The organism is Citrobacter sp. A316 (genome assembly GCF_002042945.1).
Taxonomy (GTDB): Bacteria; Pseudomonadota; Gammaproteobacteria; order Enterobacterales; family Enterobacteriaceae; genus Citrobacter; species Citrobacter portucalensis.
This window is the reverse complement of record NZ_MVFZ01000006.1, coordinates 167,178-188,967: the sequence shown is the minus strand read 5'-3', so window position 1 is coordinate 188,967 and position 21,790 is coordinate 167,178. Positions and strand designations below refer to the sequence as shown.

The window sequence follows — 21,790 nt, the reverse complement described above, 5'->3', positions numbered from 1 at the left end:
TTTATTTTTTTAGCCGTGGAGATAGCTGTTCTGACTGACTATTTTTGTACAAATGATTTAGAGGCTAGCTCACAAATATGACACTGGCGTGAATTTTGCGCATTGACGAGCCTGGTGTTTAGGGGTATTCGTTTAGTGTGATTGCACACTTAGTAATCACTGTTTTCTTTTCCACCAGACCCAAAAATGAGGGAAACGAGGCATGAAGAGACAAAAACGAGATCGCCTGGAACGGGCACATCAACGTGGATATCAGGCCGGCATTGCCGGACGCTCAAAAGAAATGTGTCCCTATCAGACGCTGAATCAGAGGTCATACTGGCTGGGAGGCTGGCGAGAAGCCATGGGGGATAGGGTTTTAATGGCCTGATTCTGTCTCTTTAGATAAAAGAAACCTCCGCAGAGCGGAGGTTTCGCCTTTTTGCATGCCAGATAAGACGTAGAAAACTTAATATCTGGCTGCTACGCAGTCCTTGATTAGAATGCGGAAGTGTCCTGGAAAAGACCCACTTTCAGATCGTTTGCAGTGTAGATCAGACGACCATCAACCAGCACTTCACCATCAGCCAGGCCCATGATCAGGCGACGGTTAACGATACGTTTGAAGTGAATGCGGTAAGTGACTTTCTTCGCAGTCGGCAGAACCTGGCCGGTGAATTTGACTTCGCCTACGCCCAGTGCACGGCCTTTACCTTCGCCGCCCAGCCAGCCGAGATAGAATCCAACCAGTTGCCACATGGCGTCGAGACCCAGGCAGCCCGGCATCACCGGATCGCCGATAAAGTGACAACCGAAGAACCACAGGTCTGGGTTGATATCCAGTTCAGCTTCAACATAACCTTTGTCAAAGTTGCCACCGGTTTCGGTCATCTTGATGACACGGTCCATCATCAGCATGCTTGGTGCTGGCAGTTGTGGCCCTTTAGCGCCAAACAGCTCACCGCGACCAGAGGCAAGAAGGTCTTCTTTCGTATAGGATTCGCGTTTATCTACCATGTTCTCTGTAAGCCTTATTTTATTGAAGCACGCAGGATAGCTAACACGTGTACGCTGAACAAGTCCGATCAGTTCGGAATAATCCAGTTCAGCCAACGTAGCGGCCATGGAAAACGGTGACGACCTTCCTGTTGCGTAGCCGTGGCAATACGCTCCTGAATGGTTTGCATCAGCGTTGTCTGGCCTTCGCCATCCCACACCAGATTTAACAACAGTGGCAGCGCATCAGTCACGTCGTCCACCGCCCAGATAGTGAATTTTTCTTCTTCTATGGCCTGTAGCAGCGCAGGCTGCAGGCTGAGGTGTCTGACGTTAGCCGAAGGAATGATAACGCCCTGCGTGCCTGTCAGCTCACGCTGCTGGCAGATGGCGAAGAAACCTTCAATTTTCTCATTCAGACCACCGACAGGTTGCGCCCGACCAAACTGATCGACAGAACCGGTAATAGCGATACTTTGATTAACAGGAACGTCGGCGAGGGCGCTAATCAATGCGCACAGTTCTGCCATGGACGCGCTGTCACCGTCCACTTCACTGTAAGATTGCTCAAAGGTCAGCGAGGCAGAGAAGGGGATTTGTTGCTCAAGCTGGAGTTCCGACATCAGGAACGCCTGCATAATCATCATACCCTTGGCATGAATATTTCCGCCGAGCTCGGCTTTGCGCTCAATATCCGTAAACTCGCCGTCGCCAATATGCACGACGCAGCTGATACGAGAAGGCTCGCCAAATGCGCGTGGGTGGCCTGGAAACTCAATCACCGACAAGGCGTTGATCTGGCCAATACGCTCGCCTTCTGTCTCGATAAGGATCTGCTCTTGCAGAATTTCATCCTGCATGCGTTCAGCCAGGAATCCCTCACGCCATTCGCGCTGAGCCAGCATCAGGCTGAACTGCTCAGCGTTGCAGGTTTCGCCCTCGCATAACGGAGCCACCTCTTTGAACTGTCGGGTGATCCACAGCGGGTTAAGCGGCAATGTATCCTGTTCACCTGTATAGCGAACGGCTTCACGGATCAAAACCTGCCAGGCATCAGGAGCGGGGTAAGGCAAATTATTGCGCATAGCAGTATGCGTGACCCACTGACACCACTGCGTCATGGCTTCGGCATCCACTATCTGCAGATTATCTTCAAACTCGCTGTAAATAGCCTGCTCAGCCAGCTCTGGTTCCATGTCCTGGAAATCCGCCAGCGATTCACGCTCACCCACCAAAATCACTTTCAGTTTAAGCGGCATAGGCGGAACGGAGACTGGCAGCGGGCGAGACTCATCAAAAGCCACCCAATCAAAACGCTCGTGGCTGACAATGGCTTTCAGGCGCATCCACAACAGAGGTTGGGCCAACAGCGTGCGCAATGAGATAACCAGCACACCCCCATTGGCCTGATGTACCAGACCTGGCTGCAGCGTAATTTCGCCATTGAACTGACGCAGACAGCCAAACAGTTGTTCGGCTTCGGCCCAGTCAGCGCTGACCACCTGCGTCAACGTCGCAAAATTGTCTTCCGCTTTCTCAGCTGTACGATAACGAATAGTGTGACCGGAGATGTCGTAATGGCCGCCAGTCAGGCTTCCTGCATCCGTGTGCAAGGGACGTGCAGCCTTTGCAATAAGGTTGAGATACTCAAGCTCTTCCGGTGCTTTTACCAACATGAACGAGGATGTTGTCCAGTGCTGAAGAAGCTGCTCTAGCGCAAATTGTAAACGTGGCTGAGTATCACTAAGTAAGGTGTCGGTGTCGTCAGTGACGTGCGGCTGTGCAAATACTTCCTGATAACTGTCGGTATCAGGAACCAGATCACGCCATGCAAGTTTCGTAATGGTCAAAGTTGATGTTTTTTAGTCTGTTGTAAAAAACGAGATTATACCGTAACCCTCACCACTAAACACCTGGAAAGCGCCGCGAAACGGTTGTGATGACGCGCGGCAGTTCACAGGCTGGATATTCTTTTCTTCAGATGCCGAAAAAGCTGATATTCTGATAAGAGTTACACGGTAACATTGAGATCGCAATGAAATATCAACAACTTGAAAACCTTGAAAGCGGCTGGAAATGGAAGTATCTGGTGAAGAAGCATCGTGAGGGGGAATTAATCACCCGTTACGTCGAGGCCAGCGCTGCCAAAGAAGCCGTTGATTTATTGCTAACCCTCGAAAATGAACCGGTTCGGGTCAATACCTGGATTGAAGAACACATGAATTCTGCGCTGCTTAATCGTATGAAACAAACCATACGTGCCAGGCGCAAGCGGCACTTTAATGCTGAGCATCAGCATACGCGGAAGAAATCAATCGATCTGGAATTTATGGTCTGGCAGCGTCTGGCTGGTCTTGCGCAGCGGCGTGGCAAAACGCTTTCTGAAACCATTGTGCAGTTGATTGAAGACGCAGAGCATAAAGAGAAGTACGCGAACAAAATGTCGACATTGAAACAGGATTTACAGGCGTTGCTGGGAAAAGAGTAGCGGTTGACTGGTTTTATGCGTGGCTTACTTTGAATGAAAACAGATGAAAAAAAACCCCGCATAGCGGGGTTTTTTATAAGACGATAACTTAAGCCTGAGGCTGAGTTACAACGTCTTTGATGCCTTTAACTTCGATCTCAACACGACGATCCGGAGCCAGGCAGTCGATCAGTGCAGCGCGAGCTTTCACGTTGTCACAGGTGTTGCCAGTAACTGGGTTGGATTCACCCATGCCACGTGCAGAGATTTTGTCAGAAGGAATACCTTTAGAGATCAGGTAATCAACAACGGACTGAGCACGTTTCTCGGACAGCGCCTGGTTGTAAGCGTCAGAACCGATGCGGTCAGTGAAGCCCAGAACCACTACGGAACCGTCTTTCGGATCCAAGTTGCTCAGCTGGCTGTACATCTGGTCCAGAGCCTGCTGGCCTTCTGGTTTCAGAGTTGCTTTGTTGAAGTTGAACAGAACGTCAGACTTCAGAGTGAAGTGCTTGGTCTGTACTTCTGGAGCCGGAGCCGGAGCAACAACTACTGGAGCTGCTTCTTCCTGCTGACCGAAACGGTAAGAAACACCAACGCTCAACAGACCGTTATCCGGACGACCACCAACGGTGTTCGCGTCACCGATGTTGTTGGTCCACTGGTATTCCAGACGGGTAGCGATGTCAGGAGTAATTGCGTACTCTACGCCACCAGCGAATACTGGGGATACACCAGTGTCGTGGTCTTTGAAGCCGTTGCTGCTTTTAGCGTCTGCACGCCAAACCATACCACCCAGACGAGTATAAACGTCCAGATCGTCAGTGATTGGGTAACCCAGTTTAGCGGTCAGCTGAACGCCCTGAGCTTTGAAAGCGCCATTTTGATTGGTAGCGTCAGCAGTGCCTTTGTACGGCATACGACCTAACCAGTCGTAACCCATTTCGAAACCAACGTACGGGTTAACCTGATAACCACCGAACGCGCCAGCACCCAGTTGGCTTTCGTGGGTCGGCCCGGTGTTGTTGATCTGGTTGTTGCCAATATCATGGTACTGAGACCAGCCCATTTTAGCACCAGCGTACCAGGTGTTATCTTTCGGAGCGGCCTGCGCCACGGTAGCGAAACCAGCCAGTGCCACTGCAATTGCGATAGCTGTCTTTTTCATTTTTTGCGCCTCGTTATCATCCAAAATTCGCCATGAATATCTCCGAAGAGAGATAACACGGTTAAATCCTTCACCCGGGGACCAGTTCAATAGTTACTCTACCGATATCTGCGGCTTACGCCGAGCACCCCTGGCGATGTAAAGTCTACAACGTAGTTGAAAACTTACAAGTGTGAAGTCCGTCAGGCATATGAAAAAAAAAGGCTTGTATACACAATATTTAACATTTATAGCTGAATAAATGTACTGAGGATATCCTGAAAACCGCTTCAGACAGGCATTCAGGCGAAAAACGCATTACAGCTCAACAGCAAATTGAAACATGAAAAAAAATTCCAGGATAAATCCTAATTTTACTCAATGATACAAATTCGAGTGAATTTTTAGCCCGGAATGCTGTCTCCCCGCAAGTGTCTGAGCGCGAATCGGACGCATGATAAATCCCATCGCATTACCTTCATCAGCCGCTTTTACCAGTTCGGCATGTTCGTCTTCGGTTAATTCTTCCGTCAGCCAACCGATGACGACGCTGTAGTTACCCGTGCGCAGCGCTCGAACCATCGATTCAAGCGTATTGCAGGGGGAAAGCTGGCTGATTTGCATGACTTTGGTCAACGGAAGTCCGGCTGACTGCACCCACTCCCGGCTTAATTTTTGCTGAGGCGTCAGCCACAGCTGCCAGCGCGATTGTTGCCCTAACTGTTGCAGTAGGGGAAGCAGCAGCAGTTGTGTCATCATGGGCTGGTCCTCGCGATAGACTACTTCACTGATAAGCCCAGCGGTTGTGTTCTCTGATGAAACGCGCGCAATGTTGCTTGATGTGGAAGAGAACGACGAAGAACGATTTGCATAGCCTGAAGTGTACATAATCAATCCAGCCCTGTGAGTTACTGTATGGATATACAGTAACCCTGCCATCAACAAAGATCAACCTTATTTTCGGAAACAGGTTCGCAATTTTTAGTCGTCGTCACGGGAAAAATAAAATTCATCTTGCCCCATACGCATAAGTTGCCTATTTTCGTCATTAACGGATCCGCTACTGAAAATCATTTGCTTACGTTATGATTTAAAAAGGATTTTTATGAAAAAACTTTCTTATGCAAGGATCTATAAATCGCAGGAATACCTTGCTTCTCTGGGGACAATTCACTATCGCTCACTGTTTGGTGGCTACAGTCTGACGGTTGGCGATACGGTCTTTGCCATGGTCGCCAATGGTGAGTTGTATCTTCGCGCCTGTGAGCAGAGCGCTCAGTATTGTGTACAAAATTCTCCTGTCTGGCTGACATTTATTAAGCGCGGACGTCCTCTTGTTCTTAATTATTACCAGGTGAACGATGCCCTGTGGCAAAACCAGCAGCAGCTGGTGTCGTTATCGCGATATTCATTGGATGCAGCGGTTAAGGAAAAACAGAGCCGCTTTGCCCAGCATCGTCTGCGGGAATTGCCGAATATGACGTTTCATCTGGAGACTCTGCTGAATGAAGCTGGAATTAAAGATGAGGGGACTATGCGGTCGTTAGGGGCACAAATGTGCTGGCTGAAACTTCGGCAAAATAACCCGGCTCTGACGGTAAAAGTACTTTATGCCCTTGAAGGCGCGGTAGGGGGGATACATGAAGCAGCGCTCCCGGCGACGCGTCGCCAGGAGCTGGTGGAGTGGGTAAGTTCTCTTACGCCGGAACCGGGGTATTAGAAGGTAATACGGCAATTTGCTGCTGTAATCGCCGGATCTCCGGGAGTAGAGCAATTAATAACCCAACTTGCTGAACGACCAGAGGCTCTTTACTGTCCGGGCGTGGTTCCAGGTGCTGAATTCGCTGCTTCAGCCCTTCTAACGCCTGGTATACGCGCTGCTCGTCAGCGGGTTGATGGTGAAGGGCATCATCAACATAGCAAACAGCGTCATCCAGCAATGCCAGAACGTCTGGATTGGTCAATTGTTCGCGATGTGCGCCCAGCGCAGAAATATAGCTGGTAAACGTATGATTGAGACACAGTAAACGGAACGCCGTTTCGCGCGTTTGGGCCGTCACATCCGGCTCGCTCGACATGTTTGACACCACGGAGGCGAGTTCAGCATCACGGTTATGCGCATCACGGCGAGCGATACGGTAGGCCAGACGATTATCACGACCCTGATGATATTGTTCGAGAATTGCATCAAGGTAGCGGCAGTTAGCGTCAGTCGCCCGCTCTATTACCCGTGGTAGATTACGAAAACGCCAGTCTGGCCAGATGAAACTGACAGCCGCCCAGGCGATAGCACAGCCAATTAGCGTATCGATGACACGCGGCAGCGCAACCTCAAAGCCTTCGCCGAGCAGGTTAAAGCACAATAATACCAGCAGCGTGATAAACATGGTGGCATGCGCATACTGGACGTTGCGAAAAGCAAAAAACAGTACACCAGTGATCACTAAAAGTATTAGCTGCCCTTCTAAAGAGGGCACAAACCACAGAATCGGTAGGCCAATGGCAATCCCAACCAACGTGCCGATAATCCTGAGCGCCAGACGATGTCGGGTGGCATTGTAGTTTGGCTGACAGACAAACAGACTGGTCAGCAAGATCCAGTATCCGTGATTCATGCCGGTTATCTGGATAATGGCATAACCAACACAGAGCACTAACGACATGCGAACGGCATGGCGAAACAGAGCGGACTCTGGGGTGAAATTACGGCTCAGGCGTAACCAGATATCACTGAATCCATGGGGACTGTCATCGGCAAGCTGATTTTCAGACTCATTGCGCGAGAGTACCTGAGCCTGTTCAGACTCGATGGTAGCGAGCTGTGCGTCGATTGCCCGTAGGTTTGACAGTAAAAAGCCCAGCGTATTGAGCAGGTCGGCAGGTTCACCACTGGCGCGCATGCGCTCAAGAGCGGCATCTATATGAGTGAAGACGCGCTCAAAGTGCGGATCGTGCTGATATGGCGTGCGTAATAAAATACAGCGAGACAATTGTGAACAGGCTTGTCCTTGCATCGACATCAACCGCTGGAAGCGGAACATCACATCGCTGTGACGGAAATGATCGCGTAGCGTTTGATACTGAATATGTGAGGAGCTTGCGCGTTCATGAATATCCTGCGCCACAAAATAGTAATGCAGTGTGCGACGTGTTCCCCGTTGTCCACGGTCACCGCGCAGGCGGGTCAGCAGCGACACTTTAGTCTGGTTCAGCGTTGCCATCAGTTGCCCATTAGCGAGGGCTAAATCATACAACGGCGCCTGGCTTTCATCTTCTATGTCGGGATCAAAAAGACGTGACTTCAGTTCCAGGTAATGCGCTAATTGTTCGTAGCTGCGTGCCAGATTGTCCTGTAAGGGGCGGATGGGGAACAGAAGATGTCCGGTGAGCGTCAGCAGGTTATACCAGATAGCGCCAGCTAGCAGCAGGATGGGTTGTTGATACCACTGATCGTAAAGCGAGGTGCCTAGCATCGTGTAAATGGCGATCAGCAACGCGCCAAAAGCGATGGTTGCATAGCGCTGGCCTAATCCCCCCAGCAGAATAAAACCGCTGGTGGAAAGCGTTAACCCAATGGCAAACAGCCAGGGCCATGGGAAGAGCAGCTCAACGGAGGCTGAGGCAATAAAAAAGCACACCAGTGTGATGATTAAATTACGCAGTCGGCCCGCGAGACGATCGTCCAGATCGGTAAGTGCGGCAGCGACCATACCCAGCGTGAGTGGGATAGTCAGCTTGACGTCACCCAGCCACCAGGGCAGTGCCGTTGTGCCGCATAGCGCGATAAAAATCCGCACGTAGTACAGCCAGGTGCTGTTCCAGGTATAACGTTTGAGCAGAGGACTTAACATAAAGGCCATCGGTCCTGATTATTCAAAACGACGACGCGCATTGGCTTCACGCGCTGCACGAGCAACTTCTACTGAAACCACCCGGCGACCCACCGGCCAGAGCGCAATGGCAGCGATTTTAAAGTTCGCAATGCCAACCGGAATACCAATAATCGTTATGCACTGGGCAATACCAGAGACAATGTGCATCAGACACAACCACCAGCCGAAGAAAATCAGCCAGAAAATATTGAGTAGGGTGCCGCCGGTATTTAACAGGACGTTTTTACCAGCTGGATTCAGTTCATCGACATGAATCGCTTCGTTGCCATAGGGAAACAGCGAAAGTCGGGTTATCTCCCAGCATGAACGGGTCAAGGGTAAAGTAAAAATAAGCACGATACTGACCAGCGTTGCCAGTAACCAGGCCAGGGTGGTGGCGAACCCCCCAAGCACAAAATTTAAAATATTCAGAACAGTACGCATAAACCCTCGGTTAACTCTGGTTTTCTGTGAATTCGGCAATTGTAACGTTTTTTTGGGCTGGAGCACGTTTTCTCTGGCGGTTACACTGATAAGTAAACCTCTTCGTGTGGATCCGCTTGAGTCTTATGGAACTGAAAGCAACTTCTCTTGGAAAACGTCTGGCACAACACCCTTACGATCGGGCCGTTATTCTCAATGCCGGGATTAAAGTTTCCGGCGATCGTCACGAGTATCTTATTCCCTTCAACCAGTTACTGGCTATTCATTGCAAACGCGGCCTGGTATGGGGCGAGCTGGAGTTTGTACTCCCGGATGAGAAGGTGGTTCGTCTTCACGGTACGGAGTGGGCGGAAACCCAGCGCTTCCATCATCATTTGAATACGCTCTGGCAACAGTGGAGCCAGGAAATGAGTGACGTTGCTGCGGCGGTTCTACAGCAGCAGTTGGATGCGATAGCGGCGCGTACTAGTGAAAGTAAATGGCTGACGCGCGAACAAACGTCAGGGCTGCAGCAGCAGATTCGCCGTGCCTTTGCCGCGTTACCGCTTCCGGTTAATCGGCTGGAAGAATTTGAAAATTGCCGGGAGGCGTTACGTCAATGCCAGGCATGGTTGAAGGACATTGAAGCCTGTCGCTTACAGCACAATCAGGCGTACACCGATGCAATGCTGGAAGAGTATGCCGAGTTTTTCCAGCATATTGAATCTTCGCCGTTGAACCCTGCTCAGGCGCGCGCGGTGGTGAACGGTGAGCAATCATTGTTGGTACTTGCAGGGGCTGGAAGCGGTAAAACATCTGTGTTGGTTGCCCGGGCTGGTTGGTTGCTTGCACGGGGAGAAGCCGCGCCGGAACAGATCCTGTTGCTGGCGTTTGGACGCAAAGCAGCCCAGGAGATGGATGACCGCATCCGTGAGCGTCTGCATACGGATGAGGTCACCGCACGGACGTTCCATTCACTGGCGCTGCACATCATTTCGCAAGGTAGTAAAAAAGTCCCAACGGTGAGCAAGCTTGAAAATGATGCTATCGCGCGCAACAAACTCTTTATAACAACCTGGCGTCAGCAGTGCAGTGAGAAAAAGGCTCAGGCTAAAGGCTGGCGACAATGGTTAGAAGAAGAAATGCAGTGGTCTGTACCCGAAGGTAACTTCTGGGATGACGAAAAATTACAGCGCCGTCTGGCCTCCCGGTTGGATCGCTGGGTTAGTTTGATGCGTATGCATGGCGGAGCACAGGCGGAGATGATTGCTAATGCTCCGGAGGAGATCCGTGATCTGTTCAGTAAACGCATAAAGCTAATGGCGCCTCTGCTCAAGGCCTGGAAGAGTGCCCTGAAGGATGAGAATGCCGTCGATTTCTCCGGGTTGATCCATCAGGCTATTGTCATTCTGGAGAAAGGGCGGTTTATCAGTCCGTGGAAACATATTCTGGTCGATGAATTTCAGGATATTTCCCCTCAGCGCGCCGCCCTGTTAGCCGCCTTGCGTAAGCAAAACTCGCAGACCACGCTGTTTGCCGTGGGAGATGACTGGCAGGCAATTTACCGGTTCAGCGGGGCACAGCTTTCTCTGACAACCGCATTCCAGCAAAACTTCGGCGAGGGCGATCGCTGTAATCTGGATACGACTTACCGTTTTAATAGCCGTATTGGCGAAGTCGCAAACCAGTTTATCCAGCAAAACCCACATCAGCTCACGAAACCGCTGAACAGTCTGACGACTGGTGATAAAAAAGCCGTCACGTTGCTCGACGAAAGCCAGTTAGATCTGTTGCTGGATAAGCTGTCGGGTTTTGTGAAAGCCGAAGAGAGAATTCTGGTGCTGGCGCGATACCATCATCTCAAACCTGCCAGCCTGGACAAAGCGGCCACCCGCTGGCCTAAGCTGCAGTTGGACTTTATGACTATTCATGCCAGCAAAGGGCAGCAGGCGGATTACGTCATTGTGATGGGGCTTCACGACGGGAATGACGGCTTCCCAGCTCCGGCTCGCGAGTCGATTATGGAAGAGGCGTTACTCCCGGCTGTTGAAGATTTTCCTGATGCAGAAGAGAGACGGTTGCTGTATGTGGCGCTAACGCGTGCGCGGCATCGGGTATGGCTACTGTTTAGCAAAGACGCGCCATCATGCTTTGTTGATGAGCTTAAGCAACTAGACGTTCCGGTGACCCGGAAACCCTGAAAAGCAGGCGGCAATTGCCGCCTGCCTGGCGTTTATTTGAGGCGTTCTGCAAGATAACGGGCGTAATCCGGGATCAAGATATCCGTTGCGTCGTTGAAGTTTGGCGACTGGATAATAAAATCAGCCGTTGACACGTTGGTGGCGACCGGAATGTTCCAGACCGTGGCCAGGCGTAGCAGGGCTTTGACATCAGGATCGTGGGGAACGGCGTTGAGCGGATCCCAGAAGAAAATCAGCACATCAATTTTCCCTTCTGAAATTAGCGCACCCACCTGCTGGTCACCCCCCATCGGGCCGCTCAGCATGGCGTTGACGTCCATTCCTGTCGCGCGTTGAATTAAATTTCCTGTTGTTCCTGTAGCATACAGAACGTGTTTTTCCAGTAATGGCTGGTGGCGTTCAACCCAGCTCATCAACATCTTTTTGCAGTGATCGTGTGCGACCAACGCAATATGTTTCTGCGCTGGCAATGTGCGAGTCGTTAATTCCATAGTACAGCTCCCAAGTTAACCTTGTTACAGAGTACTGGAAGCACTTGACGCTGCAAGAGAAAGACAAAAAAAATGCGTATACGAACATAAATGTCACGATGGGGGCTGTTTCTCCGCCCATTGTAAGAAGTTACTTCGGGTTTGTGCGTCAGCCTGTTGAAACCAATATTTTAAGCGCTGCTCGGTCAGCGTTTGCGACTGAGGCGGCACGCGATCCAGTTCAGATACCCCGGAAAGCAGCGAACTGTCATCGGCCATCATCGTGGCAAATTGCGGTAAAGACGCATGCTTAGCCGCTTTGTTATATCGCTCTGTTTCCATTTCATAATCTACGATTTTTGCGGTGGACGTGATTGACAGAATATCCAGCTTAACCGGTATAGGCATGGAGTCCCCATCCAGCAGTTCCACACGAGGGGCATCATCAAAATGCGTTGCATCCCGCTCATTGTTCAGGCGCGGGAGGTGAAAATTAACCTGACTGACGAGTTGGGTATCAAAGCTGATGACCAGCGGGGGCGAAATATACAGACGTTCTTCGTGGCTGGACAGGCGAATGGTTTTTTCTACGCGAAACACGAGCTGGTGCCGACCATTTTCCAGCTCAATACTGTCGGCACCACGCAGTAATGAGCTGGAGACTTTTTTTCCGTCCAGCACCAGAAGGTCGATATCATTAGACAGACGTAAAGAGGTAGCAAAAACGGTTACCGGCAAACACAGGGCAATTAAGGCTGTCACAATGCCGGCTTTCATAGGTTTCTCCTGTCCAGAAAATATCTGTATAAGATGTATCTAAATTTTTCGATAATCACGTTTACTAACATATAGACATATTTTTGAGTTTAGCTCTCATGCGCCAGTATGGGATGAATGGTTGCAAAGTCAGGTTTGTCGTACACTTTGCTAAACAGCCTGGAGGAAAACGATGAAAGAGACCGATATTGCTGGCATTTTGACAACGACCCGTACGATTGCGTTGGTGGGGGCAAGCGATAAACCCGATCGTCCAAGCTATCGGGTGATGAAATATTTACTCGATCAGGGCTATCACGTTATTCCTGTTTCACCGAAGGTTGCCGGAAAAACGCTGCTGGGGCAGCAGGGCTATGCAACGCTGGCAGATGTACCAGAGAAAGTGGATATGGTGGATGTTTTCCGTAATTCAGAAGCGGCGTGGGGTGTTGCTCAGGAGGCAATTGCCATCGGCGCGAAGACCCTATGGATGCAGCTCGGCGTGATTAACGAGCAGGCAGCCGTGCTGGCTCGCGATGCAGGGATGACGGTGGTGATGGATCGCTGCCCGGCGATTGAGATCCCGCGGTTGGGACTGGCGAAGTAAGGTTGGTCTGTAGCCGAACAAAACGCACAGGCCCGATTAGCGAATCGCCATCGGGCCTGTGTTAGCATCAATTGCGCAGGCGCGGGGCCTGAAGCTGTTTTCGAATTGTTCGCGCCAGTTCATCCATCGACGGTTGCTCCGGATGTTCTTCCTGTAGCTCACTACTCAGTTGTGCTTCGGCCAGATACGTATGCACTGGCAGACCATTATCGTCTTCCATCACCACGTGATACCAGGGAGCGGCGCGAAGTTCGTCGTTAACCGCCAACTCATCGGCTGACGGTTGATCAAGCGAATATTCCGGGTCGATATCCACGACCACTCCGAGGTAACCTAACAGGGAATGGCGGACCTGCTGGCCGATACCGAATTTGCTGGCAATCATAGTCACCTCCCGGGAAATAGATACCCTCTATGTAAGGGTAATATTCCACTTTTCAAGTTACATGATGCGACAGGCAAACCCTTTCAGATACAGCCCTTCCGGGTAGGTAGCGATCACCGGGTGATCGGCGGCCTGACGGAACTGCTCTATAAATTGTACATCACGCCCAGCATCTATTGCGGCATCAGCGATGATTTTCTGAAATAAATCGGTGGTCATAAGCCCAGAGCAGGAGAAAGTCAGCAGCACGCCGCCCGGATTGAGCAACTGAATAGCCAGCATATTGATGTCCTTATAGCCGCGGCAGGCGCCCATCAACTGGCTTTTGTTTTCGACAAATTTCGGCGGATCCATCACGATGACGTCGAATTTCTCACCACGATCGCGATAAGCTCGCAGAAGTTTGAACACATCATCACGCACGAACTCGGCTTTGCTCAGATCCAGCTTGTTCAGTTCCACGTTCTGGCGGGCAATATCGAGCGCTTCCTGAGAGGTGTCAACGCTGACGACCTGACGGCATCCGCCCATTAATGCTGAGACCGCAAAGCCACCGGTATAAGAGAAACAGTTCAGCACACGCTGATTTTCCACATAACGACGCGTGGCCAGGCGGCTGTCGCGTTGATCGAGGTAATAGCCGGTTTTGTGACCATGCTGAATATCAACCAGCAGCTTCATTCCGTGCTCTTCAATTGGCAGCAGGGCTGGCGGAAGCTCACCCGTTACTGGTCCTTGAGTCAGCTCCATACCTTCTTTTTTACGCACGGCCACATCGCTACGGTCATAAATGGCGCAGTCCGGGAAAACAATTTGCAGAGCGCTAATCAGCGCGGCGCGTTGGTATTCAGCCCCCGCACTGAGCAACTGTAACACCAGGAAGTTGCCGAAGCGGTCAATGGTGATGCCCGGCAGGCCATCGGATTCCCCGGCGATAAGACGGTAGCTGTCCAGACCGTCTTTTTTCGCCAGCCAGTCACGCCATGTCTGCGCCTGCTGCAGACGACGGGTGAAGAAATCAATATCGATGGACTCAGACTTGTCGAATGTCCAGACGCGTGCACGGATCTGCGACGCGGGTGAGTACGCGCCGCGTGCTAACCATTTACCCTGATGGTCAACAATATCGATGGTTTCACCGAGGTTGGCTTTACCTTCCATAAGTGCGACAGCACCGGAAAATACCCACGGATGGCGGCGCAGTAATGATTTTTCGCGCCCTTTGGCTAACACTAAACGAGGATAATGTGGAATTGTAGATTCAGTCATGCGGAGCAACCTCTCACAAACAGTGACGCGGGCTGGAGTAAAGTACCAGCCTGAAACCATTAAAATAAAATGGCGCGTAGAGTAGCACAGATGATGAGGTCAATCATCAGCGTATGGCGCTGAGCGTTTCGGCACAAAACGCTATCACAGAGGCACAGTTTCTTTTATGCACGCAGCTTACATTGCTATTTCTTAATGAGAAAAAGGAAATACAATGAAAGCTGTCTACTCTCTGGCTATTGCCGCCATTGTTGCGTTGAGTTTTGATGCCTCCGCGGCCTCGACGTTTCGCCTCACCAGCACCGACATACCTGCTAACCTGCAATTAACGCCAAAACAGGTGTTTAAGGGATTTGGCTGCAGTGGCGACAATATTTCCCCTCAGCTGAGCTGGCAAAATCCGCCAGCTGATGCCAAAAGTTTTGCCATTACGCTGTTTGATCCTGATGCGCCAACGGGAAGTGGCTGGTGGCACTGGACCATCGTAAATATTCCGGCCCAGATCCACACTCTTCATGGCGGCGCCAGCATGAATAAGTTACCCGCTGGAGCAGTTCAGGGACGCAATGATTTCGGTTATGCTGGATTCGGTGGCGCCTGTCCGCCACCGGGCGATAAACCTCATCGCTATCAGTTTACCGTATGGGCGTTAAATACTGACGCGTTGCCAATTGACAGTAACGCCAGCGGCGCGCTGGTTGGTTTTATGTTGAACAGCCACGTGATTGCCAAAGCTGAATTAACCGCCACTTACGCAAGATAATAAAGAGGATACTCTGGTGCAGGATGTACATTTTCGCCATAACAACCTTACCGCTGCTGAGGTGCGTTCCGGCCAACTGCACCGCCTGCACCGGGTTAAACTGTTTTCTGCTGCTATTTGCCATATTACGCAGGGAAGTAAGGTCATTATTCAGGATGAAAATCGCCTTGTTGCAGGGCCGGGCGAGCTAATTATCATCCCAGCCAATACGCCTCTGGAGATTATTAATCAGCCGGAGCGGGGGGCGTTTCGCTCGGATTTGCTGTTGCTGTCGACGCACATCATTACCGCGTTCAAAAAAAACTGGGTCGAGGATTTCCCACCGGCAAAACTGACGTCGCTATGCACGCCCATGAGCAACGGGCTGGCATTTATGTGGGAAAGCTTGCTGGGTGCCGTACGTCAGGACTTACCTGCCAAACTGCAAGAGCACCAGGCGATGGGATTATTGCTGGCGCTGCTGCATGATGGTGTGGCAGCGCCTCTGCTTATTGAGCGACGGTTTAATCTCACTGAACAGGTGCGACAACTTATTATGTTATCCCCTGCTAAGCTATGGACAGCTCAGGAGATTGCCGGTCATCTGTCCATCGGTACCTCAACGTTGCGCAGACGATTGCAGATGGAATCACAGAGTTACCGGCAAATTGTCGAAGAGGTGCGCATGTCCTGTGCACTTTCTCAGTTGCAATCGACCACGCTGCCAATTGGCGAAATTGCGTTACGCTGTGGCTATCTGTCAGGTTCTCGGTTTACCGCAAGATTTCGCCAGCATTATGGATGTTTGCCGAAACAGGTGCGCTGAGAGCTCGGCAACTGTTCTTTCATTTACGTTGATAAGGAGAACCACAATGTCGAATGTCTGCATAATCGCCTGGGTCTATGGCCGGGTTCAGGGGGTAGGATTTCGCTATACTACCCAGCATGAGGCACAACGACTGGGTTTGGCCGGATACGCGAAGAATATGAATGACGGTAGCGTAGAGGTTGTTGCCTGTGGCGAAAGCGATCGGGTAGAACAGTTGATGAAGTGGTTGAAAGCCGGGGGGCCGAGCAGCGCCAGGGTTGACCGGGTTCTCAGTGAACCACATCGCCCTGGCGGCGAGCTAAAGGGATTTAGTATCCGCTATTAAATACATTTCACCGGTTTCGGCAGGCCGGCAATTTTCGTCGCCTGCTTGGCCGGACCTTTCGGGAACAGGCGGTAGAGATAACGGCTGTTGCCTTTCTCTTCGCCAAACTTGTTGGCCATCGCTTTTACCAGCATGCGGATAGCGGGGGAGGTATTAAATTCGAGATAAAACTCGCGTACGAAACGCACCACCTCCCAGTGTTCCGTGGAGAGCGTAATGCCTTCGTTTTCGGCGATTTTCTCCGCCAGCGGCTCGCTCCACAGCGTGGTATCTTTCAGATAGCCTTCGCTATCGGTACTGATTTCTTTACCTTCAAAGATCAACATAATTCGTCACTGCGTTAGTCAAACTGGCGGCAGTTTACCAAAAAAGAAAGCCCCGCATAAGCGGGGCTGGATAATGCGTGTGGACATCTTAATCGCGGCTAGCGAAGCCCAGAATGCTCAGCAGGCTGACGAAGATGTTGTACAGCGAAACATACAGGCTAACGGTGGCACGAATATAGTTGGTTTCACCACCGCGGATGATGTTGCTGGTTTCAAACAGGATTGCGCCTGAAGAAATCAGAATGAACACCGCGCTGATTGCCAGATGTAATGCCGGCAGTTGCAGGAAGATATTTGCAACCATACCAATCAACACCACCACAACACCCGCCATCAGCATACCGCCGAGGAAGGACATATCTTTACGCGTGGTCAGCACATAGGCCGAGCAGCTGAAGAAGACCAGCGCCGTACCGCCCAACGCCATGGCGATAACATCACCCATGCCTGCAGACAAGTATGTATTCAGTATTGGTCCCAGGATGTAGCCCAGGAAGCCAGTAAAAGCGAACGCTGACAAAATACCAACCGGTTTATCTGCCGTTTTGTAGGTCAGGAACATCAGACCATACATACCCACCAGCGTCAGGATAAGTCCCGGAGAAGGTAACATCAGTACGGTACTGGCGGTTGCAGTGATCGCTGAAAACGCCAGCGTCAGGCTGAGCAGGAAATAGGTATTGCGCAGCACCTTATGCGTGCTGAGTAGCGATGTACGCTCGCGCGAAGAACTAATAATACGATCCATGAGTCACTCTCTTATGACAGATGTAATTAATGATGGAGGATAATGAAATCAAGGGGAATGACACAGCGGTTTTACCCATCTTTACGCATTTTAACCCGCCAGACTTAAGCATATTATTTCAACAAAAGTTCCCGAATTAGATGTTAGCACTGTATGTGCAAAAATGTCAGATCGCTATCTACCAGGTAACTGAAAAATATTGCGTTATTCCTGAATCTCTCTGACAGTGACAGCGGTGTCTACATAAAACAGAGCAATAAGGTAAAGGGAATGATTCAACATAAATCGAAGATATTGACGTTTACGCTGTTGGCTGTCTGTTTGATGTCTATAAACGGCGCGGCGAGGGCGGCAAATGTTCCTGCAGGAACATTACTTGCAGAAAAACAGGAACTGGTCAGAAACAACGGTAGTGAGCCGGCATCGCTGGATCCGCATAAAGTCGAAAGCAACGTTGAGTTTAATTTAATCAGCGATATGTTCGACGGTCTGGTGGCTGTTAAGCAGGATGGGTCTATCGAACCCCGTCTAGCCGCATCCTGGGAGAATAAAGGCAACACTGTCTGGACCTTCCATTTACGCCCAGGCATAACCTGGTCAGATGGATCTGCTATTACCGCACAGGATGTCGTCTGGAGCTGGCAGCGTCTCGTCTCGCCGCAAACGGCTTCACCTTATGCTTCGTATCTGGGCAATATGCATGTTGCGAACGCAGTTGATATTGCCCAAGGGAATAAAGATCCCGCTACACTAGGGGTCAAAGCCCTGGATGATATCACGCTGGAAATTACCCTGACGCAACCGACGGCGGCATTTCTGGCGATGCTGGCGCATCCATCGCTGGTCCCGCTGGATAAAGTGCTAATAGGCCGTTTTGGTGATAAGTGGACCCGGCCAGAACATTTTGTCAGCAGCGGGGCGTACAAACTATCGCAATGGGTGGTCAATGAGCGCATCGTTGCCGAGCGTAATCCACATTACTGGGACGATCGGCATACGGTTATTAATAAAGTTACTTATTTGCCTATCAGCTCAGAGTCGGCTGACGTAAATCGCTATAAGGCCGGTGAAATCGACATTGTGTATAGCGTACCGGTCAATCAGTTCGCGCAACTGAAAAAAACGATGGGGGATGAACTGCATGTCTCGCCCCAGCTTTCAACGTATTACTATCAGTTCAATACAACCCGCCCGCCGTTTAATGATCCGCGCGTGCGCCGGGCGCTGAATATGGCGTTGGATAAAGACATCATTGCGCAAAAGGTAATGGGACAGGGGCAGCGAGCAGCGTGGGTTATCAGCCAGCCAGAAATAGGTGGGGTGAAACTGCATGCGCCGGAGTATGCGTCATGGCCGCTTGAAAAACGTATTGCTGAAGCCAAAAAACTGCTTGCTGAAGCCGGTTTTGGTCCTGAGCATCCGCTTAGCTTGAATCTGCTCTACAACACCTTCGAAACGCACCAGCGTATTGCGATTGCCGCATCGTCGATGTGGAAGAAAAACCTTGGCGTCGAGGCGAAGCTGCAAAACCAGGAATGGAAAACCATGCTGGACACCATGCACACCGGTAATTTTGACGTCGTGCGCTATGCGTGGATAGCCGACTATGATGATGCCTCAAGTTTCCTCAATATTTTCCGTACCGGTGATAGCGAGAATACCACCAAGTACAGCAACCCCGCCTTTGATGAAGCGATGCGTAATGCGGCGAAAGCAACTTCGCTGGAAGAACGAGGCAAATACTATCAGCAGGCTGAAGACCTTTTAGGTGAGGATGTGCCAGCGATTCCGGTTTACCACTATGTCCGCACGCATCTCGTGAAGCCGTGGGTGGGGGGATTTGCGCCGGATAACCGGGGAAATTACTACACCAAAGATATGTACATCAAAAAACATTAAGCGCTATAGCCGGTATTCGTGCTGAATAAATGGTCAATCTGTTGTTATTTCAGTCGATTAACAACATTTTGGCTGTTTTTCAGGCAAACGAACACATTGGTGCTTTACAGGTCCGTTCGGGATGTTTATAGTGCGCCTCATTGGAAGCGTGGCCGAGCGGTTGAAGGCACCGGTCTTGAAAACCGGCGACCCGAAAGGGTTCTAGAGTTCGAATCTCTACGCTTCCGCCAAACATAAACCCCAAGCTATCAAATAGCTTGGGGTTTTTTCATTTTGCTCGGTTTATATTTTGCCTTCCTTTACTCGTCTCAGTCGCGCAAGGCAACAGCGCGACTGTCCGGTTGAATGCTGGTGAACTGAGTAATCCCCCGTCTCGCAAGACCTACATGAGCGAACGTCTCTTCATTCGTCGTGATATCCATAGCAAGCCCAGCATAATAGCCAGATAGCCCATAACGTAATTTCCCTGTTGCTTGCGTTCAGAGAGCGCCGGGTCGGCAGCCCATGCCAGAAAGGCGGTAACATCCCTGGCGTATTGCTCCTCAGTTTCAGCTTTTTTCGATACCGGGATCCATTGGATCTCCCCACTCGTCAGCGGTTTTGGCATGTTAATCACACCGCCAGGAAAATAGCGATTAGCCTTCAGTTCAGGATCGGCAGGCAGATAGCCGGTTAGCAGCGCGTAAACGTAATCTGCCCCCTGGTCCGTGTAGGGCAAAAAAGCATCTAACAAAAATTGTGGGAATCCGCGATCGTATGAACGGGCACGGACGATATAGCTCAGGTCAACGGGTTCAGCACCATTGTTAAGGTAGCGTGCTTCCTGCTCGTTTAGATATGGTGATATAAAGCTGTCATTTAGCGTACCGTCGCGCTCACTTATCTGGCCGTCATCCTGAATCGCAGGAAACTGATAGCCGCTGGAGATACTTCTCGCTTCTTCAACCGTGAGTTCCGGACCACCGGGCCTGGTCAACGTCCGAAAGGTAAGATGTTTCATGCCGTGACAAGCGCGACACTTCTCTTCATAAACCTGCAGGCCACGTCTAAGCTGTTCCTTATCATATTGACCGGTAATACCGCTGAAGCTCCATTCCTGGCGTTCAGGCGTGGCTTCGTGCGCATATGAGGAACCCAGCCCCAACAGAGAAAAGAACAGGACGCTGAATTTCAATAGTTGTTTCATCCTCAGTCCTGTTTTTCCAAAAAACGACGGCAAGGTAAGACGATTAAAAACCAGGCAAACCAAATCAGTGTTGAAAGCTGGGATGCGGCACGGATCCAGCCCTCTTCATTACGAAAGCCATCAAGAAGATCCGGACCAACCAGCGCTTTCGACCCTAACCAGCCTAAAAAGCAGGCATTAATAACCCATAGCCAGAATCCGCACTTAACCAGTTTGCTGTAATGCCGAAAACGAGCCCGGGAAGTATCAAGCCAGGGTAGAAAATAGAAAATCAGTATTGAGCCGCACATCGCGGCTAGCCCCACGAATTCATTCGGGAAGCAGCGCAAGATAGAGAAGAAGGGAAGGAAATACCATTCTGGCGCAACAATCGCGGGTGTAATCGTTGGGTCCGCAGTAATAAAGTTGTCGGCGCGGCTCAGATAGTGCGGCGCGAAGAATAAAAACCAGGCGAAAACCATCAAAAAAAGAGTGATTTTGATAGCATCGAGATCGGTAATTTTGTAATCGAACAACAGGCTCCTGGACTCTTTCTCGCTAAACTTCTTTTTCATCGCCTGGGCAAACGCCGACTGTACGGTACGTATATGAATAACCGTGGCGACAACAATCACAAAGGGAAGAATAAAGTGGATAACAAAAAAGCGGCCAAGCATCGGCGTACCCGGCGTATGGCTGCCGACTAAATATGCGTAAAGCGTATCCCCTACCCACGGAATAGCCTGGGCAAAGCGGGTAATGACCGTTGCCGCCCAGTAGCTTTTTTGCCCCCAGATAAGGCTATAACCAAGAAACGCGGTCATCATCAGCAGGATATACAGCGTGACGCTAACCATCCACATTGTCGTCCAGGGCTTGCGGTAAACGTTGTAGTACATACCACGAAAAATATGCAGATAGCAGGCAAAGAAAAAGAGCGACGCGCCAATAGCATGCATGTTGCGTAACAGCTCTCCATGGCGAACCGCGCGCATAATATGAATAATGGAGTCAAATGCCAGCTCAGCCGTCGGCACGTAAAACATCGCCAGCACGATACCCGTAAGGATCTGCACCCCGAGCATAACTAGCAGGATAGCGCCGATTGCAAACACCCAGAGTCCAGCAACTGAGCGAGGGAAGGGGATACGCCCGCGAAGCGAACAGACAAGTTCATTCCTCAT

The 21,790-nt window shown here is 50.7% G+C and carries 23 protein-coding genes and 1 tRNA gene; 10 read left to right on the top strand and 14 right to left on the bottom strand.

The window, feature by feature from the left end:
• The first annotated feature begins 202 nt into the window (after nt 1-202).
• On the top strand, nt 203-370 hold the full coding sequence (gene rmf, locus BZK41_RS09810) for a ribosome modulation factor (protein WP_003035871.1): 168 nt from the start codon (nt 203-205) through the stop codon (nt 368-370).
• A gap of 107 nt (nt 371-477) precedes the next feature.
• On the opposite strand, the gene fabA is transcribed toward rmf, so the two are convergent.
• Together fabA and BZK41_RS09800 are read right to left on the bottom strand one after the other, a co-directional pair.
• On the bottom strand, nt 478-996 hold the full coding sequence (gene fabA / locus BZK41_RS09805; protein ID WP_003035875.1) for a bifunctional 3-hydroxydecanoyl-ACP dehydratase/trans-2-decenoyl-ACP isomerase: 519 nt from the start codon (nt 994-996) through the stop codon (nt 478-480).
• Nucleotides 997-1,064: 68 nt separating this feature from the next.
• A complete protein-coding gene (locus BZK41_RS09800) occupies nt 1,065-2,825 on the bottom strand; it encodes a Lon protease family protein (protein WP_071444984.1) in 1,761 nt (586 codons plus the stop codon).
• A gap of 185 nt (nt 2,826-3,010) precedes the next feature.
• Here BZK41_RS09800 and matP point away from each other — a divergent pair, with 185 nt between their 5' ends.
• Entirely contained in the window at nt 3,011-3,463 is a 453-nt protein-coding gene (gene matP / locus BZK41_RS09795; RefSeq protein ID WP_079938032.1) for a macrodomain Ter protein MatP, read from the top strand.
• 88 nt (nt 3,464-3,551) lie between these two features.
• Here matP and ompA read toward each other — a convergent pair whose 3' ends face one another.
• Together ompA and sulA are read right to left on the bottom strand one after the other, a co-directional pair.
• Complete coding sequence (ompA, locus tag BZK41_RS09790; protein ID WP_079938031.1) at nt 3,552-4,610, bottom strand: porin OmpA; 1,059 nt, start codon at nt 4,608-4,610, stop codon at nt 3,552-3,554.
• A gap of 357 nt (nt 4,611-4,967) precedes the next feature.
• On the bottom strand, nt 4,968-5,477 hold the full coding sequence (gene sulA / locus BZK41_RS09785; protein ID WP_079938030.1) for an SOS-induced cell division inhibitor SulA: 510 nt from the start codon (nt 5,475-5,477) through the stop codon (nt 4,968-4,970).
• Between the two features lie 217 nt (nt 5,478-5,694).
• On the opposite strand from sulA, the gene BZK41_RS09780 reads away from it, so the two are divergent.
• Entirely contained in the window at nt 5,695-6,309 is a 615-nt protein-coding gene (locus BZK41_RS09780; RefSeq protein WP_079938029.1) for a TfoX/Sxy family DNA transformation protein, read from the top strand.
• On the opposite strand, the gene yccS is transcribed toward BZK41_RS09780, so the two are convergent.
• Nucleotides 6,287-8,440 carry a YccS family putative transporter gene (gene yccS, locus BZK41_RS09775; protein ID WP_079938078.1) on the bottom strand — a complete coding sequence of 718 codons (2,154 nt, stop codon included), beginning with the start codon at nt 8,438-8,440 and terminating at the stop codon, nt 6,287-6,289. The two genes, BZK41_RS09780 and yccS, sit on opposite strands and share 23 nt — an antisense overlap.
• A gap of 18 nt (nt 8,441-8,458) precedes the next feature.
• Nucleotides 8,459-8,905, bottom strand: a complete 447-nt coding sequence (locus BZK41_RS09770; RefSeq protein ID WP_005123514.1) for a YccF domain-containing protein — start codon at nt 8,903-8,905, stop codon at nt 8,459-8,461.
• A gap of 125 nt (nt 8,906-9,030) precedes the next feature.
• Here BZK41_RS09770 and helD point away from each other — a divergent pair, with 125 nt between their 5' ends.
• The gene (gene helD, locus BZK41_RS09765) at nt 9,031-11,085 is read left to right on the top strand and encodes a DNA helicase IV (protein WP_079938028.1); all 2,055 of its coding nucleotides are present in this window, start codon (nt 9,031-9,033) and stop codon (nt 11,083-11,085) included.
• 32 nt (nt 11,086-11,117) lie between these two features.
• Here helD and mgsA read toward each other — a convergent pair whose 3' ends face one another.
• On the bottom strand, nt 11,118-11,576 hold the full coding sequence (gene mgsA / locus BZK41_RS09760; protein WP_003035897.1) for a methylglyoxal synthase: 459 nt from the start codon (nt 11,574-11,576) through the stop codon (nt 11,118-11,120).
• A gap of 93 nt (nt 11,577-11,669) precedes the next feature.
• Complete coding sequence (locus tag BZK41_RS09755; protein ID WP_032942908.1) at nt 11,670-12,332, bottom strand: DUF2057 family protein; 663 nt, start codon at nt 12,330-12,332, stop codon at nt 11,670-11,672.
• A gap of 172 nt (nt 12,333-12,504) precedes the next feature.
• Between BZK41_RS09755 and BZK41_RS09750 the strand changes: the two genes are divergently transcribed.
• The gene (locus BZK41_RS09750; RefSeq protein WP_032942909.1) at nt 12,505-12,918 is read left to right on the top strand and encodes a CoA-binding protein; all 414 of its coding nucleotides are present in this window, start codon (nt 12,505-12,507) and stop codon (nt 12,916-12,918) included.
• A 67-nt stretch (nt 12,919-12,985) separates the two neighbouring features.
• On the opposite strand, the gene hspQ is transcribed toward BZK41_RS09750, so the two are convergent.
• Both hspQ and rlmI read right to left on the bottom strand, forming a co-directional pair.
• On the bottom strand, nt 12,986-13,303 hold the full coding sequence (gene hspQ / locus BZK41_RS09745; RefSeq protein WP_003035905.1) for a heat shock protein HspQ: 318 nt from the start codon (nt 13,301-13,303) through the stop codon (nt 12,986-12,988).
• 57 nt (nt 13,304-13,360) lie between these two features.
• Nucleotides 13,361-14,572 carry a 23S rRNA (cytosine(1962)-C(5))-methyltransferase RlmI gene (rlmI, locus tag BZK41_RS09740; RefSeq protein ID WP_079938027.1) on the bottom strand — a complete coding sequence of 404 codons (1,212 nt, stop codon included), beginning with the start codon at nt 14,570-14,572 and terminating at the stop codon, nt 13,361-13,363.
• Nucleotides 14,573-14,786: 214 nt separating this feature from the next.
• Here rlmI and BZK41_RS09735 point away from each other — a divergent pair, with 214 nt between their 5' ends.
• The 3 genes from BZK41_RS09735 to yccX are packed head-to-tail and all read left to right on the top strand — an operon-like array spanning nt 14,787 to nt 16,468.
• On the top strand, nt 14,787-15,335 hold the full coding sequence (locus tag BZK41_RS09735; RefSeq protein WP_079938026.1) for a YbhB/YbcL family Raf kinase inhibitor-like protein: 549 nt from the start codon (nt 14,787-14,789) through the stop codon (nt 15,333-15,335).
• Nucleotides 15,336-15,351: 16 nt separating this feature from the next.
• Entirely contained in the window at nt 15,352-16,140 is a 789-nt protein-coding gene (locus BZK41_RS09730; RefSeq protein WP_079938025.1) for an AraC family transcriptional regulator, read from the top strand.
• A gap of 46 nt (nt 16,141-16,186) precedes the next feature.
• Complete coding sequence (gene yccX, locus BZK41_RS09725; RefSeq protein ID WP_079938024.1) at nt 16,187-16,468, top strand: acylphosphatase; 282 nt, start codon at nt 16,187-16,189, stop codon at nt 16,466-16,468.
• Here yccX and tusE read toward each other — a convergent pair.
• Both tusE and yccA read right to left on the bottom strand, forming a co-directional pair.
• Nucleotides 16,465-16,794, bottom strand: a complete 330-nt coding sequence (gene tusE / locus BZK41_RS09720) for a sulfurtransferase TusE (RefSeq protein ID WP_079938023.1) — start codon at nt 16,792-16,794, stop codon at nt 16,465-16,467. The two genes, yccX and tusE, sit on opposite strands and share 4 nt — an antisense overlap.
• A gap of 88 nt (nt 16,795-16,882) precedes the next feature.
• Nucleotides 16,883-17,542, bottom strand: coding sequence for an FtsH protease modulator YccA (gene yccA, locus BZK41_RS09715; protein ID WP_079938022.1), 660 nt, complete (start codon nt 17,540-17,542; stop codon nt 16,883-16,885).
• 270 nt (nt 17,543-17,812) lie between these two features.
• Here yccA and BZK41_RS09710 point away from each other — a divergent pair, with 270 nt between their 5' ends.
• Both BZK41_RS09710 and BZK41_RS09705 read left to right on the top strand, forming a co-directional pair.
• A complete protein-coding gene (locus BZK41_RS09710; protein ID WP_079938021.1) occupies nt 17,813-19,441 on the top strand; it encodes an ABC transporter substrate-binding protein in 1,629 nt (542 codons plus the stop codon).
• Nucleotides 19,442-19,583: 142 nt separating this feature from the next.
• Nucleotides 19,584-19,671, top strand: a tRNA-Ser gene (locus BZK41_RS09705).
• Between the two features lie 152 nt (nt 19,672-19,823).
• Here BZK41_RS09705 and BZK41_RS09700 read toward each other — a convergent pair.
• Nucleotides 19,824-20,627 (bottom strand): cytochrome c1, encoded by an 804-nt coding sequence (locus BZK41_RS09700; protein WP_079938020.1) that lies wholly within the window; start codon nt 20,625-20,627, stop codon nt 19,824-19,826.
• A gap of 2 nt (nt 20,628-20,629) precedes the next feature.
• On the bottom strand, nt 20,630-21,790 hold the full coding sequence (locus BZK41_RS09695) for a cytochrome b N-terminal domain-containing protein (protein WP_079938019.1): 1,161 nt from the start codon (nt 21,788-21,790) through the stop codon (nt 20,630-20,632).

Excerpts from the sequence above, each read along its gene's own strand:
- rmf (WP_003035871.1), top strand. The coding sequence starts at position 203 with ATGAAGAGACAAAAACGAGATCGCCTGGAACGGGCACATCAACGTGGA.
- fabA (WP_003035875.1), bottom strand. The coding sequence starts at position 996 with ATGGTAGATAAACGCGAATCCTATACGAAAGAAGACCTTCTTGCCTCT.
- matP (WP_079938032.1), top strand. The coding sequence starts at position 3,011 with ATGAAATATCAACAACTTGAAAACCTTGAAAGCGGCTGGAAATGGAAG.
- ompA (WP_079938031.1), bottom strand. The coding sequence starts at position 4,610 with ATGAAAAAGACAGCTATCGCAATTGCAGTGGCACTGGCTGGTTTCGCT.
- sulA (WP_079938030.1), bottom strand. The coding sequence starts at position 5,477 with ATGTACACTTCAGGCTATGCAAATCGTTCTTCGTCGTTCTCTTCCACA.
- BZK41_RS09780 (WP_079938029.1), top strand. The coding sequence starts at position 5,695 with ATGAAAAAACTTTCTTATGCAAGGATCTATAAATCGCAGGAATACCTT.
- yccS (WP_079938078.1), bottom strand. The coding sequence starts at position 8,440 with ATGTTAAGTCCTCTGCTCAAACGTTATACCTGGAACAGCACCTGGCTG.
- BZK41_RS09770 (WP_005123514.1), bottom strand. The coding sequence starts at position 8,905 with ATGCGTACTGTTCTGAATATTTTAAATTTTGTGCTTGGGGGGTTCGCC.
- helD (WP_079938028.1), top strand. The coding sequence starts at position 9,031 with ATGGAACTGAAAGCAACTTCTCTTGGAAAACGTCTGGCACAACACCCT.
- mgsA (WP_003035897.1), bottom strand. The coding sequence starts at position 11,576 with ATGGAATTAACGACTCGCACATTGCCAGCGCAGAAACATATTGCGTTG.
- BZK41_RS09755 (WP_032942908.1), bottom strand. The coding sequence starts at position 12,332 with ATGAAAGCCGGCATTGTGACAGCCTTAATTGCCCTGTGTTTGCCGGTA.
- BZK41_RS09750 (WP_032942909.1), top strand. The coding sequence starts at position 12,505 with ATGAAAGAGACCGATATTGCTGGCATTTTGACAACGACCCGTACGATT.
- hspQ (WP_003035905.1), bottom strand. The coding sequence starts at position 13,303 with ATGATTGCCAGCAAATTCGGTATCGGCCAGCAGGTCCGCCATTCCCTG.
- rlmI (WP_079938027.1), bottom strand. The coding sequence starts at position 14,572 with ATGACTGAATCTACAATTCCACATTATCCTCGTTTAGTGTTAGCCAAA.
- BZK41_RS09735 (WP_079938026.1), top strand. The coding sequence starts at position 14,787 with ATGAAAGCTGTCTACTCTCTGGCTATTGCCGCCATTGTTGCGTTGAGT.
- yccX (WP_079938024.1), top strand. The coding sequence starts at position 16,187 with ATGTCGAATGTCTGCATAATCGCCTGGGTCTATGGCCGGGTTCAGGGG.
- tusE (WP_079938023.1), bottom strand. The coding sequence starts at position 16,794 with ATGTTGATCTTTGAAGGTAAAGAAATCAGTACCGATAGCGAAGGCTAT.
- yccA (WP_079938022.1), bottom strand. The coding sequence starts at position 17,542 with ATGGATCGTATTATTAGTTCTTCGCGCGAGCGTACATCGCTACTCAGC.
- BZK41_RS09710 (WP_079938021.1), top strand. The coding sequence starts at position 17,813 with ATGATTCAACATAAATCGAAGATATTGACGTTTACGCTGTTGGCTGTC.
- BZK41_RS09700 (WP_079938020.1), bottom strand. The coding sequence starts at position 20,627 with ATGAAACAACTATTGAAATTCAGCGTCCTGTTCTTTTCTCTGTTGGGG.
- BZK41_RS09695 (WP_079938019.1), bottom strand. The coding sequence starts at position 21,790 with ATGAGGAATGAACTTGTCTGTTCGCTTCGCGGGCGTATCCCCTTCCCT.